12 protein-coding genes are annotated in these 13,498 nt (G+C 61.2%); 2 read left to right on the top strand and 10 right to left on the bottom strand.

The window, feature by feature from the left end:
* The coding region (locus CCR95_RS05575) for a S1 RNA-binding domain-containing protein (RefSeq protein ID WP_207188519.1) at nucleotides 1–1,331 on the top strand (1,331 nt) is incomplete at its 5' end.
* 123 nt (nucleotides 1,332–1,454) lie between these two features.
* On the opposite strand, the gene CCR95_RS05565 is transcribed toward CCR95_RS05575, so the two are convergent.
* The 10 genes from CCR95_RS05565 to gyrA all read right to left on the bottom strand — a co-directional run bounded on the left by CCR95_RS05565 (nucleotide 1,455) and on the right by gyrA (nucleotide 12,143).
* Nucleotides 1,455–1,874, bottom strand: a complete 420-nt coding sequence (locus CCR95_RS05565; RefSeq protein WP_201092635.1) for a PIN domain-containing protein — start codon at nucleotides 1,872–1,874, stop codon at nucleotides 1,455–1,457.
* The gene (locus CCR95_RS05560) at nucleotides 1,871–2,131 is read right to left on the bottom strand and encodes a UPF0175 family protein (protein ID WP_201092633.1); all 261 of its coding nucleotides are present in this window, start codon (nucleotides 2,129–2,131) and stop codon (nucleotides 1,871–1,873) included. The genes CCR95_RS05565 and CCR95_RS05560 overlap by 4 nt, the downstream gene beginning before the upstream one ends.
* On the bottom strand, nucleotides 2,092–2,418 hold the full coding sequence (locus CCR95_RS05555) for a hypothetical protein (RefSeq protein ID WP_201092630.1): 327 nt from the start codon (nucleotides 2,416–2,418) through the stop codon (nucleotides 2,092–2,094). The genes CCR95_RS05560 and CCR95_RS05555 overlap by 40 nt, the downstream gene beginning before the upstream one ends.
* Nucleotides 2,419–2,748: 330 nt before the next feature.
* Nucleotides 2,749–3,615, bottom strand: a complete 867-nt coding sequence (locus tag CCR95_RS05550) for a prephenate dehydrogenase (RefSeq protein WP_201092628.1) — start codon at nucleotides 3,613–3,615, stop codon at nucleotides 2,749–2,751.
* Nucleotides 3,612–4,724, bottom strand: a complete 1,113-nt coding sequence (gene hisC, locus CCR95_RS05545; RefSeq protein WP_201092626.1) for a histidinol-phosphate transaminase — start codon at nucleotides 4,722–4,724, stop codon at nucleotides 3,612–3,614. Before hisC ends, CCR95_RS05550 begins: the two co-directional genes overlap by 4 nt.
* 15 nt (nucleotides 4,725–4,739) lie before the next feature.
* Nucleotides 4,740–5,111, bottom strand: coding sequence for a Uma2 family endonuclease (locus CCR95_RS05540; RefSeq protein ID WP_242523073.1), 372 nt, complete (start codon nucleotides 5,109–5,111; stop codon nucleotides 4,740–4,742).
* 20 nt (nucleotides 5,112–5,131) lie between these two features.
* Nucleotides 5,132–6,226, bottom strand: coding sequence for a prephenate dehydratase (pheA, locus tag CCR95_RS05535; protein ID WP_201092625.1), 1,095 nt, complete (start codon nucleotides 6,224–6,226; stop codon nucleotides 5,132–5,134).
* Nucleotides 6,227–6,242: 16 nt separating this feature from the next.
* Nucleotides 6,243–7,412 (bottom strand): phosphoglycerate dehydrogenase, encoded by a 1,170-nt coding sequence (locus CCR95_RS05530; protein ID WP_201092623.1) that lies wholly within the window; start codon nucleotides 7,410–7,412, stop codon nucleotides 6,243–6,245.
* 105 nt (nucleotides 7,413–7,517) lie between these two features.
* Nucleotides 7,518–8,600 carry a 3-phosphoserine/phosphohydroxythreonine transaminase gene (serC, locus tag CCR95_RS05525; RefSeq protein ID WP_201092621.1) on the bottom strand — a complete coding sequence of 361 codons (1,083 nt, stop codon included), beginning with the start codon at nucleotides 8,598–8,600 and terminating at the stop codon, nucleotides 7,518–7,520.
* A gap of 441 nt (nucleotides 8,601–9,041) precedes the next feature.
* Nucleotides 9,042–12,143, bottom strand: a complete 3,102-nt coding sequence (gyrA, locus tag CCR95_RS05520; protein ID WP_201092619.1) for a DNA gyrase subunit A — start codon at nucleotides 12,141–12,143, stop codon at nucleotides 9,042–9,044.
* Nucleotides 12,144–12,482: 339 nt separating this feature from the next.
* Here gyrA and CCR95_RS05515 point away from each other — a divergent pair, with 339 nt between their 5' ends.
* The gene (locus CCR95_RS05515) at nucleotides 12,483–13,445 is read left to right on the top strand and encodes a SphA family protein (RefSeq protein WP_201092617.1); all 963 of its coding nucleotides are present in this window, start codon (nucleotides 12,483–12,485) and stop codon (nucleotides 13,443–13,445) included.
* The last annotated feature ends 53 nt before the right edge of the window (nucleotides 13,446–13,498 follow it).

The raw sequence follows: 13,498 nt of genomic DNA, 5'->3' as shown, positions 1-13,498 counted from the left end.
CCAGGGCGCCCAGGCCGCCCTGTTCCGACCGTCAAGGGTTCAATCCGCCCGCTTCGCCCGCGTCGGCCCCCCTCCTGGCGACTGAATCGCCTTTGAACCCCACCAAGATCGTCGGTTTCTGGACCTGCCCACAGGTCTATGAAATATCCGGGCTAGGTCAGCTTGAGAGGATCAGTACCAAGGATGATCGACTCCGTTCGCTGCTGTGCCGCTTTGAAACATTCGTCACCTGGCCAACGGCGCGCTGGCTTCACCTTGCAGCACAACGGTTCAGCGCTATCGGAGAACCAGTCGACGCGAAGGAATACTGGGAAGCGCTATTGGCTCTCCCGGAAGGGGCCAGGCCAGATTGCCGAAACTCACTCCAGTCGCTGGATGCATCGCGCAACTTGGCGCTTCTGTTCGCGGCGGATGGTCCCTTCCCCGACCCCAAGCGTCATGGGGTCTTGATTGTCCAGGTGCTTCAGCAGCAGCCAGAGCTCGCTGCCGAGATAATCATCCCTGACGTCGCTGCCTGGAGCATCGAATGCGTGTGCCATATATTGGTGGTCACGCCGGACGTCTGTCACGAGGATATTCTGAGCGTGTGGTTCCGTACCGCGCAGATCGACATCGAATCCATTTTTTCCGATTTGGAAACAGTGCTGACTGAACACTCGGGTTTACAGCAGCGCCCAGCGATCAAATTCCGGCTTGTTTCCCATTTACTGAACGCCTTGCGGAAATATCGACACGCACTTTTGACGCGCAACTCAATGATCGAGGGAGCACGGATTCGCCAATGGCTGGAGCATTGGACATCAGTCGATTGGTATTCATCTTCTGCGTCTCTTCCAGAGAAAATATCACTTATTATCAGAGGTCTGATGGAGAGTGCCTATCATGCGGATGCATGTGTCTTAGGTTGCCTAACGAATCAGGTCAAAGGCGGTTTTAAGGTCGATCTAGGAGGGGTCGCGGCATTTCTTCCAGTGAGCGAGGCAAACCGATTGCGAATCGCCTCGACGAACCCTGACCAGGGATTTGAATTCAAGATTCTCGATGTTCCGACTAACCCGAACAAAGACATGGTTCTTTCGCGTCGTCTTCTGGCCGAGCAACGATTCGATCAGTTGACGAAAGGCCAGGTGATCGAAGGAATCGTCACAACCGTCGTCGATTACGGCGTATTCGTTGACCTTGGAGGCATTGTAGGTCTCCTGCACAAAAGCAGGATGGGAAATCAGGGCTTACTGACTCCATCAGACCTTCTGCAAGAAGGTCAGAAAGTCTTGGTGGAGATCATTGGAATTAATCGAGATACTCGAAACGTCGCCCTTAAGCTAACGTGACGGCGAGGGGGAATTGGGGGCGCACTACGATTTGTAGATTTCGTCCGATTCAAGACGATTCACCCCCCTTCTGAAGCGCGAGCCGATACACCGAATCATCCAGCCAGAAGCAGGCATCGGTTCTCAGCGCATCGAGGCACGGACGGATTGCCGGCAACAATCCGCGTTCTTCGCCAGCATCAGAACCCCGACCACGCCCATGGGCGTCAATCCCTGTTGTTGTGCAAGTCGTCGCTCGTCCTGCTCGTCCAGCAAGATGAGATCCACGCCCAGTTCAACCGCGAGTGCGATGCTCGCGGATTCGCCCCGGTCGAGATCCCGCTGCAAGGAGCGAATCAGCGCACGGTTGCTGGGTGCCTGGCGAACGATCCAGGACGCCTGCGCCACCTCGTCGCGACCGGGCCAGGATCGGCCGTTGGCGTTTAACTCATCCCAGACTGCATGGGCAATGTCGACACGGCCGAACAGCGCATGCAGCAAATCGAGTTGGCCGCTCGCGGCGAGATTGGTCAGTGGCGAGGTGTTGCTGACCACTCGTCTCATGACGCCGAGCGGTCCCAGGTAGAGACACTATCCAGATCAACGAACAAATCCGACTCGTCATAGTGAGCGGGTAGCTCCCGCGACGCCAGCAACTGCCGAAACCGCCACAGGGACATCCCGGCAAGCTCGCGTGCCTTACCGATCGACAGTCGCCGCTGAGTGTAGAGACTGATGGCAAGCTCCTGCTTGAGCTGATCCGGCGACAAGCGGGCAGAGTCTAGAATATCCTGCGGAATGTCGATCTGAGCTGAAGCCATGCTGGACTCCTGGGGACACTGGGGATAAGGCCAAGTTGGTCGATCAGCGCGGCTGAACGTCTAATCGACTCGCGAAAGGCATTCACGGCTTCCAGGATTTCCCAATGACTGCGGCGTGGAATATCCGCTGCATCGATTTCATCGAGCATGGCGGATACGGCTCGCCACGGCGATGACGATTGGCTTTCTCCATCCTCAAGACTGATGCGCACCTGTTGACCGCGATACCGATCCGGGACTCTTGCCGTCAGCACACCCTCTCGCGAAACATCGGCTTCGATCTGCATGAGAGACCTCGGGTCTGATGAATTCAGTCAGGATTCTGGCAGGGCCTGGCATTTGCTGCAATCTTGGTGACCAGCATCGTCGATGGAGATGTCACCGTAGCAGCCAAAAGGCGATCCAGACCGCCGAGCGCGCGGCCCAGGGTGCCGCCGGTGGTTGACTACTCGACCCTGATGGCGGTCGCCGGATGCCGCCCCAGGTATCTGGATCAACTGGCCGAGACCCTAGGCGGGAAGTTGATCGGTACATGATCGACTACACCCGGAGCGAGGGAGGGACTCTTGCGCTCCCGGCGGGTTGCAACCGCCGGTTTTGAGGAAGAGGGACGCAGTTTAGCCGGACTGCTCGATCGAGCGGTCGCGCGCGGCCTTGGCGCGCGCGAAGATCTCCAGCAGATGATCGCCGTCGGCGCGGCGGATGCTCTCGGCGAGGTCCGTCATCTCCACGCCGAAGCGCGCGAGCATGGCGCTTAACGCCTCGCGGTTTGCGAGGCAGATGTCGCGCCACATGACCGGGTTGCTGGAGGCGATGCGGGTGAAGTCGCGGAAGCCGCCGGCGGCATAGCGGAAAATCTCGTCGTTCTCGCGCATGCGCGCCAATGCGTCGACCAGCCCGAAAGCGAGCATGTGGGGGAGATGGCTGGTGGCGGCGAGCACTTCGTCATGGTGCGCCACCGACATGAGCGTCACCTCGGCGCCGCAGGTCTCCCACATGGTTTGTACGCGCGCGAGCGCATCGTGATCCGTGTCGGGCAGGGGGGTCAGAATGACGCGACGATTCCGATACAACTCGGCGAAGGATGCCTCGACCCCGCTATGCTCGGTCCCGGCGATGGGATGGCCCGGTACCAGACGTGGCGGCAGTGCGCCGAAGGCCGCGCTGGCGTCCAGAACCACGCTGCCTTTGACGCTGCCCCCATCGGTGATCACGGTCTCCGGCTGGAGATGCGCGCGAATCGCGTCGAAGACGCCGCGCATGGCTCCGAGCGGCACGGCGACAAAGATCAGGTCGGCATTCCGCACGGCCTCGGCGGGATCCTGGGTGAAACGGTCGATGACGCCGAGCGCGCGCGCCTTCTCCAGATTCGGCAGGGCGCGGCCGCAGCCGACGACCTCGCGCACCGCGCCGGCGGCGCGTAGGGCACGGGCCAGCGAGCCGCCGATCAGCCCGACCCCGATGATCGCGAGCCGCTCGATCATACCGCGAGCACGTCTTCCAGGGCATCGATGAAGCGCGCGTTTTCCCGCTCTAGCCCCACGCTGATGCGCAGATGGTTCGGCAGACCGTAGTTGCCGACGGGACGTACGATGATGCCGCGATGCAGCAGGGCGTCGTTGACCGGGCCGGCCGGGCGTCCGAGGTTGAGGGTGACGAAGTTGCCGACCGAGGGGATGTAGTCGAGCCCCAGCCGGACGAACGCCTCGATCAACTGTCGCATGCCGGCGCGGTTCAGTTCCACCGAGGCGCGCACATGCTCGCGGTCGGTGATGGCGGCGGCGGCGGCGGTTTGGGCCATGGCGTTGACGTTGAAGGGCTGACGGACCCGATTCAGCAAATCCGCCACGCGCGGATCGCTGATGCCATAACCGACCCGCAGCGCGGCCAGACCGTGTGCTTTAGCGAAGGTACGGGTGACGATCAGGTTCGGACAGCTTTCGATCCAATGGGTGGTGTCCGGGAAATCCGGCTCGGACACATATTCGGTGTAGGCTTCGTCGATCACCACCACACAGGTTTTCGGCAGCGCGCCGAGAAAGGATTTGAGCGCCTGTGCGGACAGCCAGGTTCCGGTCGGATTGTTGGGGTTGGCGATCCAGACGACGCGGGTCTGGTCGGTGACCAGCGAGGCCATGGCGTTAAGGTCATGACCATAATCGCGTGCCTTGGCAACCCGCGCGGTGGCACCGACGGCCTGGGTCGCGATCGGATAAACAGCGAAGGCAAATTCGGAAAAGAGCGACTCGACGCCGGGTTGCAGAAAGGTGCGCGCCACCAGATCCAGCACGTCGTTGGAGCCGTTGCCGAGCGTGATGGACGCCGGCGAGACGTTGTGGAAGTCGGCCAGCGCGCGGCGCAGATCGAAACCGCCGCCATCGGGATAGCGGCCGATTTCGTCCAGCATCGCCGCGATGGCGGCCCGCGCCTTGGGTCCGGGTCCAAGCGGGTTTTCGTTCGAGGCCAGTTTCACCGAGTCGCGGATCCCGAGTTCGCGTTCCAGTTCCGAGATCGGCTTGCCCGGCACATAGGGCGTGAGTCCGGCGATCCAGGGGGCCGCAAAGGCCAGAAAGGGGTTGTCAGCTTGGCTCATAAGGCATCGAAAGGGTTATTGAAATGGAATGTCGTCTGGTACGTTGGGGAATAATCGGGAATGATCGATTGAGTCGCGGCAAGTGAAAAACCGCAGACGACCATCCTCATCGCAAACCCAAACCTCCCGCGCCCCTTTGGACAGATATAAATTGATCTTTTCCTCGATTTCCAGCGTCGAGTCGGACGGAGAAACGATCTCGACACACAGCTCCGGGGCTTCCCGGTAAGGCGTTTCCAGTCCATTCCTTGCGAAGAAATCCTGCGACCCCCACGCGACATCCGTCACCTTGACGCCTTTGGCGGTGCTGATCGAACATGCAGAACCGGATCCGCGAGAACCTGCGACCATCTCATGTAGAGAGCCCCCATCGAATGTCAGCGGCAAGGCACCGTGAAGGCTCGGGATTACAACACGGCCACCGGATAGGATCCAAGGATCTTGAACAGCGCCGCGTCCTTCTCCAGATGCTCCAGGGCGGCGGTGACCGCCAGATCCTGGCGATGACCGAGGATATCGATAAAAAAGACATAATCCCAGATGCCCCGGCGCGAGGGGCGCGATTCGATCCGGGTCATGCTGATCCCGTGGGCTGCCAGTGGCATCAGCAAGGCATGCAGACCGCCCGCCTGATTGCGGCAGGAGAGCAGCAGACTGGTCTTGTCCTGACCGCTCGGCGGCGAATCCGTTTTGCCGATAACCAGAAAGCGGGTGGTGTTGCCGGGGTCGTCCTCGATCCGTTCGGCGAGCACCGTCAGGCCGTAGATTTCGGCCGCCTGCAAACCGGCAACCGCCGCCGACCCCGGCTCGGTCGCCGCCGTGCGCGCGGCGTCGGCGTTGCTTCCGACGGCAATTCGCTCGGCGTGGGGCAGGTGGCGGTCGAGCCAGCCGCGGCACTGGGCCAGCGATTGCTGATGGGAGTAAAGCACGCGAATCGCGCTCGGATCGGACTCATGACTCATCAGATGATGATGAATCCGCAGCGTCACCTCGCCGGTGATTCGCAGCGGCGAACTCATGAAGAGATCCAGGGTATGACTGACCACGCCCTCGGTCGAGTTCTCCACCGGTACCACGCCGAAATCGCAGGCCCCGGATTCGACCTCGCGAAAGATCTCGTCGATGGTCGCCATGGCGCGGGTCACGACCGAATGGCCAAAGTGCTTGATCGCCGCTGCTTGGGTAAAGGTGCCTGCCGGCCCCAGAAAGGCCGTGTTGAGCGGGCGCTCCAGCGCCAGGCAGGCGGACATGATCTCGCGGAACAGGCGGGCGACCTCCTCGCTGTCCAGCGGCCCCGGATTGGCGTCCTTGATGCGGCGCAGTACCGCGACCTCGCGCTCCGGTCGATAGAACTGGACCTGGTCGCCATTGGATTCGGTTTTGAGATGCGCGACCCGCTGGGCGCAGCGGGCGCGTTCGCTGATCAGCCGCAATAACTCCTGATCGATGGCATCGATCCGGCTGCGTACCTGATCGAGCCCGTCGCTGCTGACTGTCGCCATGACGCGGGAACTCCGTTCAGCCGCCGAGCCGGCGGACCGAGAGCACGCCCGCGATGGATTGAAGCTGGGCCAGCGTGTCATCGGGACAAGGCTTGTCGATATCGATGAGCGTCACCGCCACGTCGCCGCGCGAGCGGTTGAGCATGTCGAGGATATTGAGCCCGGCAGTGGCGAGATCGGTGGAAATCTGACCGACCATGTTCGGTACATTGCTGTTGACGATGGCCAGCCGCGGACCGCCATTGAGCGGCAGACAGATCTCCGGGAAGTTGACCGCATTGGTGACGTTGCCGTTTTCCAGGTACTCGCGGATCTGATCGGCGACCATGATGGCGCAATTGTCCTCGGCCTCGCGGGTGGAGGCGCCCAGATGCGGCAGGGTCACGACGCGCGGATGGTTTTTCAGCAGGTTACTCGGAAAATCGCAGCAATAGGCGTAGAGATGGCCTTGATCCAACGCGGCAACCACGGCGGCATCGTCGAGAATGCCCTCGCGGGAGAAGTTCAGCAGCACGGCGCCCTTGGGCAGGGTGCGGATGCGCTCGGCGTTGATCATGTGCCGGGTCTCGTCGGTGAGCGGCACATGGAAGGTCACGAAGTCCGAGCGCGAGAGCAGATCGTCGATGCTCAGGGCCGGCTGGACATCGCTGGCGAGCTGCCAGGCGCGGTGGACGGTGATGGTCGGATCGTAGCCGACGACCTTCATCCCCAGGGCGCGCGCGGCGTTGGCCACCTTGACGCCGATGGCGCCGAGTCCGACCACGCCGAGAGTGCGACCGGGAAGCTCGAAGCCGCCGAATTGTTTTTTGCCGGATTCGACCGCCTGATTGATGGCGGTGTCGTCGCCGTCGAGCCCGCGCGCGAACTGCCACGCTTGCGCGATGTTGCGGGCGGCGATCAGCATGCCCGCGATCACCAGTTCCTTGACGGCGTTGGCGTTGGCGCCGGGGGCGTTGAAAACCGCCACGCCGCGTGCCGTCATGGCCGGGACCGGCACATTGTTGGTGCCGGCGCCGGCGCGTCCGATGGCCTTGACCGTGGCGGGGATCTCCATGTCGTGCATCTTGGCGGAGCGCACCAGGATGGCGTCCGGATGGGCGATCTCGGAGGCGACCTCGTAGCGGTCGCGCGGCAGGCGCTCCAGTCCGGCGACGGAGATATTATTCAGCGTTTGGATTTTGAACATAAGATCAAAGGTGTCAGTTTTTAGTTGTCAGGTGTCAGGTGTCAGTGATCAGTTGTCAGTGAAGAGGTCGTTGCCAACTGACAACTGCCACCTGACAACTTGCGTTTAACCTTGTCTGCGCTCGAACTCCCGCATGAAGGCCACCAGCGCCTCGACGCCCGCCTCGGGCATGGCATTGTAGATGCTCGCGCGCATGCCGCCGACTGACCGATGCCCCTTGAGCGTGGTCAGATTTGCCGCCTTGGCCTCCTTGAGGAAGGTTTCGTCCAGCTCGGGATTGGCCAGCGTGAAGGGTACGTTCATCCAGGAACGCGCATCCGGCTGGACCGGGTTGGCGTAGAAACCGGACGCATCGATGGTGTCATAGAGCAGCTTAGCCTTGCGCGCGTTGATCACGGCCATCGCCTCGAGACCGCCCAGATCTTTCAACCATTTGAACACCAATCCGGCCAGATACCAGGCATAGGTGGCCGGGGTGTTGTACATCGAATCGTTGTCGGCGTGGATCTTGTAGTCGAACATGGTCGGCGTGCCCGTGATCGGTTGACCGAGCAGATCCTCGCGGACGATGACGATGGTCAATCCAGCCGGGCCGATGTTCTTCTGCGCGCCCGCGTAGATCAATCCGAAGCGCGAGACATCGATCGGGCGCGACAGCAGGGTCGATGACATATCGGCCACCAGCGGAATGCCGGCAGTCTCGGGCACGTAGGGGAACTCGACGCCCTCGATGGTTTCGTTCGGAGTGTAGTGAACGTAGGCCGCGCTATCGCTCAGCTTCAGTTCGTCCTGGGACGGCGCGCGGGTGAATTTGCTGTCCTCGGTGTTTGCCGCGACGTTCACGGTGCAGTAACGCCGCGCCTCCGAGATGGCCTTCTTGGACCAGGAGCCGGTGTTCAGATAGTCGGCCGCGCCGCCGCCGCGCAGCAGGTTCATCGGGACCGCCGAGAACTGGCTGGAGGCGCCGCCCTGCAGGAACAGCACCTTATAGTTGGCCGGAATCTTCAGCAGATCGCGCAGGTCCGACTCGGCCTGGGCGGCGATGGACATGTATTCCTTGCCGCGGTGGCTCATCTCGGCCACGCACATGCCGCTGCCCTGCCAGTCGAGCATTTCATCCCGGGCCTGGCAGAGCACCGACTCAGGCAGCATCGCCGGACCGGCGCTGAAATTAAAGACGCGAGCCATATTGACCTTCCTCATGCGGATTGCAGTTGTTCATTGCTATTTTCGACCCTTCGGCTCCGCTCAGGAGTCAGGACGAACGGAAAATCAGTCAAATTTTTTACCTGAAATGACCTGGGGCGCGCCATCAATTGTTTTCGTGTGGGACGATCATCGCCCCGCCAGGCTGTTCCAAGGTGCGGATGTTACGCGCCCAACGCGGCGAATAAATTCGCCCCTACATCCCCTCGATCAGTCAGGAGTTAAATCCTTTGGCGCAAACCGCCTAATGCACCTGTGCGAAAGTCCCAAGGCCGTCTCAGGTCGTTGTCGTTGTCGTAATCGTAATCGAATATTCGCCATGTCGAGACCGCGACAACGACAACGACAACGACAACGACAACGACAACGACAACGACAACGACAACGAGGATGCCCCGGTCTCGGAACTTGAGCAGCGAAGCACTAATCTTCCGCGTCGGTTTCCGAATCGCTGTCGTCTTCCGGATCCGGTTCGCCGTTTTCAATGGGATCGTCTTCAGGTGCGCGATTCTGAAGCGGATCTTCGGTCTCGCCGTTCTCCCCATCGCTCTCCAGGGCCACGATTCGCTCGACATAGACCAGACGCTCGCCCTCGCCCAGGTTGATGAGTTTAACGCCCTGCGCGCTCCGACCGACGACCGGGATCTGATCGACGGTGGTTCGGATCAGGGTGCCGCCCTCGGTGATCAGCATGATCTCGTCGCCGGGGCGCACCAGCACCGCGCCGACCTGGGCGCCGTTGCGCTCGGAGGTGCTGATGCCAATCACGCCCTGAGTGCCGCGCCCCTTGGTCGGGAAATCCTCGACCCGGGTGCGTTTGCCATAACCGTTTTCGGTCACGCTGAGTACGGTTCCGGGCTCCGGCACCAGCAGCGAGATGACGCGCTGACCGTCCTGCAGGCGGACACCGCGCACGCCGTGCGCGGTGCGTCCCATGACCCGGACATGTCCCTCGGAAAAGCGCACCGCCTTGCCGTCGGACGTAAAGAGCATCAGATCCCGCTTGCCGTCGGTGATGACAACCCCGACCAGCACCTCGTCCTCGCGCAGATCGATGGCGATGATGCCGCGCGACAGCGGTCGCGAGAAGTCCGTGAGCGGGGTCTTTTTCACCGTCCCGGCGCTGGTCGCCATGAACACGAACAACCCTTCCTCATACTCGCGGATCGGCAGCAGCGCATTGATGCGCTCGCCCGGCTCCAGCGGCAGCAGGTTGACCATGGGCCGCCCGCGCGCGCCCCGCCCGGAATGGGGCAGTTCGTAGACCTTGAGCCAATAGACCCGGCCGCGGCTGGAGAAACAGAGCACGGTATCGAGCGAGTTGGCGACGAAGATGCGATCGATGAAATCCTCTTCCCGGAACGAGGTCGCGCTCTTGCCCTTGCCGCCGCGCCGCTGGGCCTGATAATCGCTGATCGGTTGGGCCTTGACATAGCCCTGATGCGAGAGCGTCACCACCACATCCTCGGGATTGATCAAGTCCTCCAGGGTCAGATCCGTATGATCGACCTGAATCTCGGTGCGCCGGGCGTCGCCGAACTGGTCGCGGATGGCGACGAGTTCCTCGCGAATCACCTCCATCAGACGATCCGGATCCGACAGGATCAGCAGCAGCGCGGCGATCTGGTCCAGAATCTCCTCGAATTCCTTGAGGATCTTCTCCTGCTCCAGGCCGGTGAGCCGATGCAATTGCAGATCCAGGATCGCCTTGGCCTGACGCTCGCTCAACCGATAGCCCGAGTCGGTCAGACCGAATTCGCGTTCGAGATCCTCCGGACGGGTTTGGTCGGCCCCCGCGCGCGCCAGCATGCCGCTGACGGCGCCGGGCGCCCAAGCCCGCGTCATCAGGCGCTCGCGCGCATCGCTCGGACTCGCCGACGCCTTGATGGTGGCGATCACCTCGTCGATGTTCGCCAACGCGATCGCATAGCCTTCCAGGACATGTGCCCGATTGCGCGCCTTGCGCAGTTCGAACAGGGTACGGCGCGTCACCACATCGCGGCGATGGCGCAGGAAATATTCGAGGATCTGCTTGAGATTGAGCGTCAGCGGCTGGCCGTCCACCAGCGCGACCATGTTGATGCCGAACACCTGCTGCATCTGGGTGTGCTGATACAGATTGTTCAGCAACACCTCGGCGTGTGCGTCGCGTTTCAGCTCGATGACGATCCGCATGCCGTCCTTATCGGACTCGTCGCGCATGCCGTCCTGCGCGATACCGTCGATCTTCTTTTCCTTGACCAACTCGGCGATGCGCTCCAGCAGGCGTGCCTTGTTGACCTGATAGGGAATCTCGGTGACGACGATCGCCTCGCGTCCGCTGCGCTTCTGCACCTCGGTGATGGTGCGCGCGCGCATCACGCAGCGCCCGCGCCCGGTGCGATAGGCTTCGCGGATACCGCGTACCCCATTGATGAGCGCCGCCGTCGGGAAATCCGGCCCCGGCACGATCTCCATGAGTTCCTCGATGGCGATCAGCGGGTTCTCGATGATCGCCAGGCAGGCATCGATGACCTCGCGCAGGTTATGCGGCGGGATATTGGTCGCCATGCCGACCGCGATCCCGGACGATCCGTTGACCAGCAGATTCGGAAAGCGCGCGGGCAACACCGTCGGTTCGTGCTCGGTGTTGTCGTAGTTTGGAATGAAATCGACGGTTTCCTTGTCCAGATCGTCCAGCAAAGCATCGGCGAGGCGCATCATGCGCACTTCCGTGTAACGCATAGCCGCCGGCGGATCGCCATCGACGGAGTTATGGACGAACACGCCAGCGGCTAACAGGAAATTGTGGTGCTCGTCGACCGTGATGTCGTAGGTGTCCGCCGTGTCATCGAGCATGCGCATCGCGACGACGCGGTAGTCATTCATGCCCTGCTTGACTGGCGCCGTGTCGAAAACCCCCGGCATCAGGCTGTCGTCGGGCGTCAGCACCTGGGCTGCCTTATAGGTTCCGTCACGCAGCATGAACCGATGGTCGGGTGTGCAGCGGATGGCGACACCATGATCGAGCGTCAGCTCCATGAGCGCGGTCTCGGGACGGGTCACGCGCGAATAACGACCCTCGGCGATGACGATCTTGCCGGTCTTGTCGACCGCATAGACATGGAAAATCTCGTCCGGTGGCAGCTTTGCCAGTTCCGCGAAGGTTTTTTCGGTGCCGTCGGCAAGTTTGATGGCGGTATCGCCGGTAAAACACCCGAAGTTACCTTGGCCATCGACCAAGAGATAGCGCAGCGAGAAACGTTGGGCCATGCGGACCATGGTGTCGTAGATGGCCGAGTCGCCATGCGGGTGATACTTACCCATGACATCGCCGACCACGCGGGCGGACTTGCGATAGGCGCGGTTCCAGACGTTGCCCTGCTCGCTCATGGAGAACAGAACCCGTCGATGCACGGGCTTGAGACCGTCGCGGACATCCGGCAGGGCCCGCCCCACGATCACGCTCATGGCGTAATCGAGGTAGGACTTGCGCATCTCGTCCTCAAGATTGATGGGTATGACTTCTCTGGCGAAATCTGGCATGGGCGTGATAAACCGGCTGTGATCTAACTGCGCGATCCTAAAGCATGGATCGCGTTATGCTTAATCTCAAAAACAGTCAATTCTATCATGCTGGCAGGTTCCTCGCTCCCACCCTGTTACCTTGCGATTGCTGGCATGAAACTGGCTTGAATTCAACCGGCGTGATTATCCCCGGCGAGAACGTGGCAGTGGATGCGGGCGACTGGCGCTAGGAAATATGCCGGTTCGGTGGATACCCTGACCCTGATCAAGCGACAGTCTTCCCGGCTTGGGTTTCCGGATTAACCTTATGGTAATGTTCCGCCCGTTTTCATCTCCAGAGAAGAGTAGGGCGCGACGATGCAATATTCCGGCTTGAAGGCGTTGGCGGTGACATGTGGACTGGTCGTGGCGCCGCTGGTGTCCGCGTATGATCTACCGGCCGTCAACATTGGTTTCACTAGCTTTCTGGACGGCGCACCGCCTGCGGGTCCAGGCTGGTATGTCCAGCAATATGTTCAGTTCTACCGGAGCGGCCGACTCAAGGACTCCGACGGCGACGATCTGCGTCTGCCGACCCTGCGTGGTCTGGAAAAGGCCGAGGTGGATGTCAACATCGGCATCACTCAACTGACGTTCCAGTCCGATCAGGCGCTGGCGTTCGGCGGCAAATGGGGGATGAACCTGATGCTGCCCTATGCCGCCTTCGATCTGGAGCCCGAAGACAATTTTGCGCTCTCCGCCAACAGCGCCAATCTCGGCGATCTGCTGATCGGTCCTTTTCTCCAGTGGGATCCCATCATGGGGCCAAACGGACCGAGGTTCGTGCAGCGGGTCGAGTTGCAGATGCTCCTGCCGACCGGCGCTTATGACGAGGACCATGCGCTGAATCCGGGCAGCAACTTTTTTTCGTTCAATCCCTACTGGGCCGCGACCGCCTTCCTGATGCCGAAATGGACGCTCTCCTGGCGTCTGCATTATCTGTGGAATGCCGAGAACGAGGATCCCTACCGACCGCTGGGCGCCGACGATGCGCAGGCTGGACAGGCCGTCCATCTCAACTTCGCGAGCGAATACGAGGTGCTGCCGAATCGGCTGCGGGTTGGAATCAACGGCTACTATCTCAAGCAGTTCACCGACAGCAAACTCGACGGTCATGACGTTGCCGATAGCAAGGAGCAGGTGTTCGGGATTGGCCCTGGACTCGTCTACCACTTCTCGCAACACGACCATGTGTTTCTCAATGCCTATTGGGAGACCGGCGCGGAGAATCGTCCGGAGGGATCGCGGATGAACCTGCGGTATGTTCATCACTTTCATTGAATCAGAACCGGCCCGCTTGAAGATCCCCGCCCTGAAGGGCGGGTTTTGTCGTG

This window comes from Thiocystis minor, from assembly GCF_016653465.1.
In the GTDB taxonomy this organism is placed as follows: Bacteria; Pseudomonadota; Gammaproteobacteria; order Chromatiales; family Chromatiaceae; genus Chromatium; species Chromatium minus.
The sequence above is the reverse complement of the archived record's forward strand: the minus strand, read 5'-3'. Positions and strand labels throughout refer to the sequence as shown.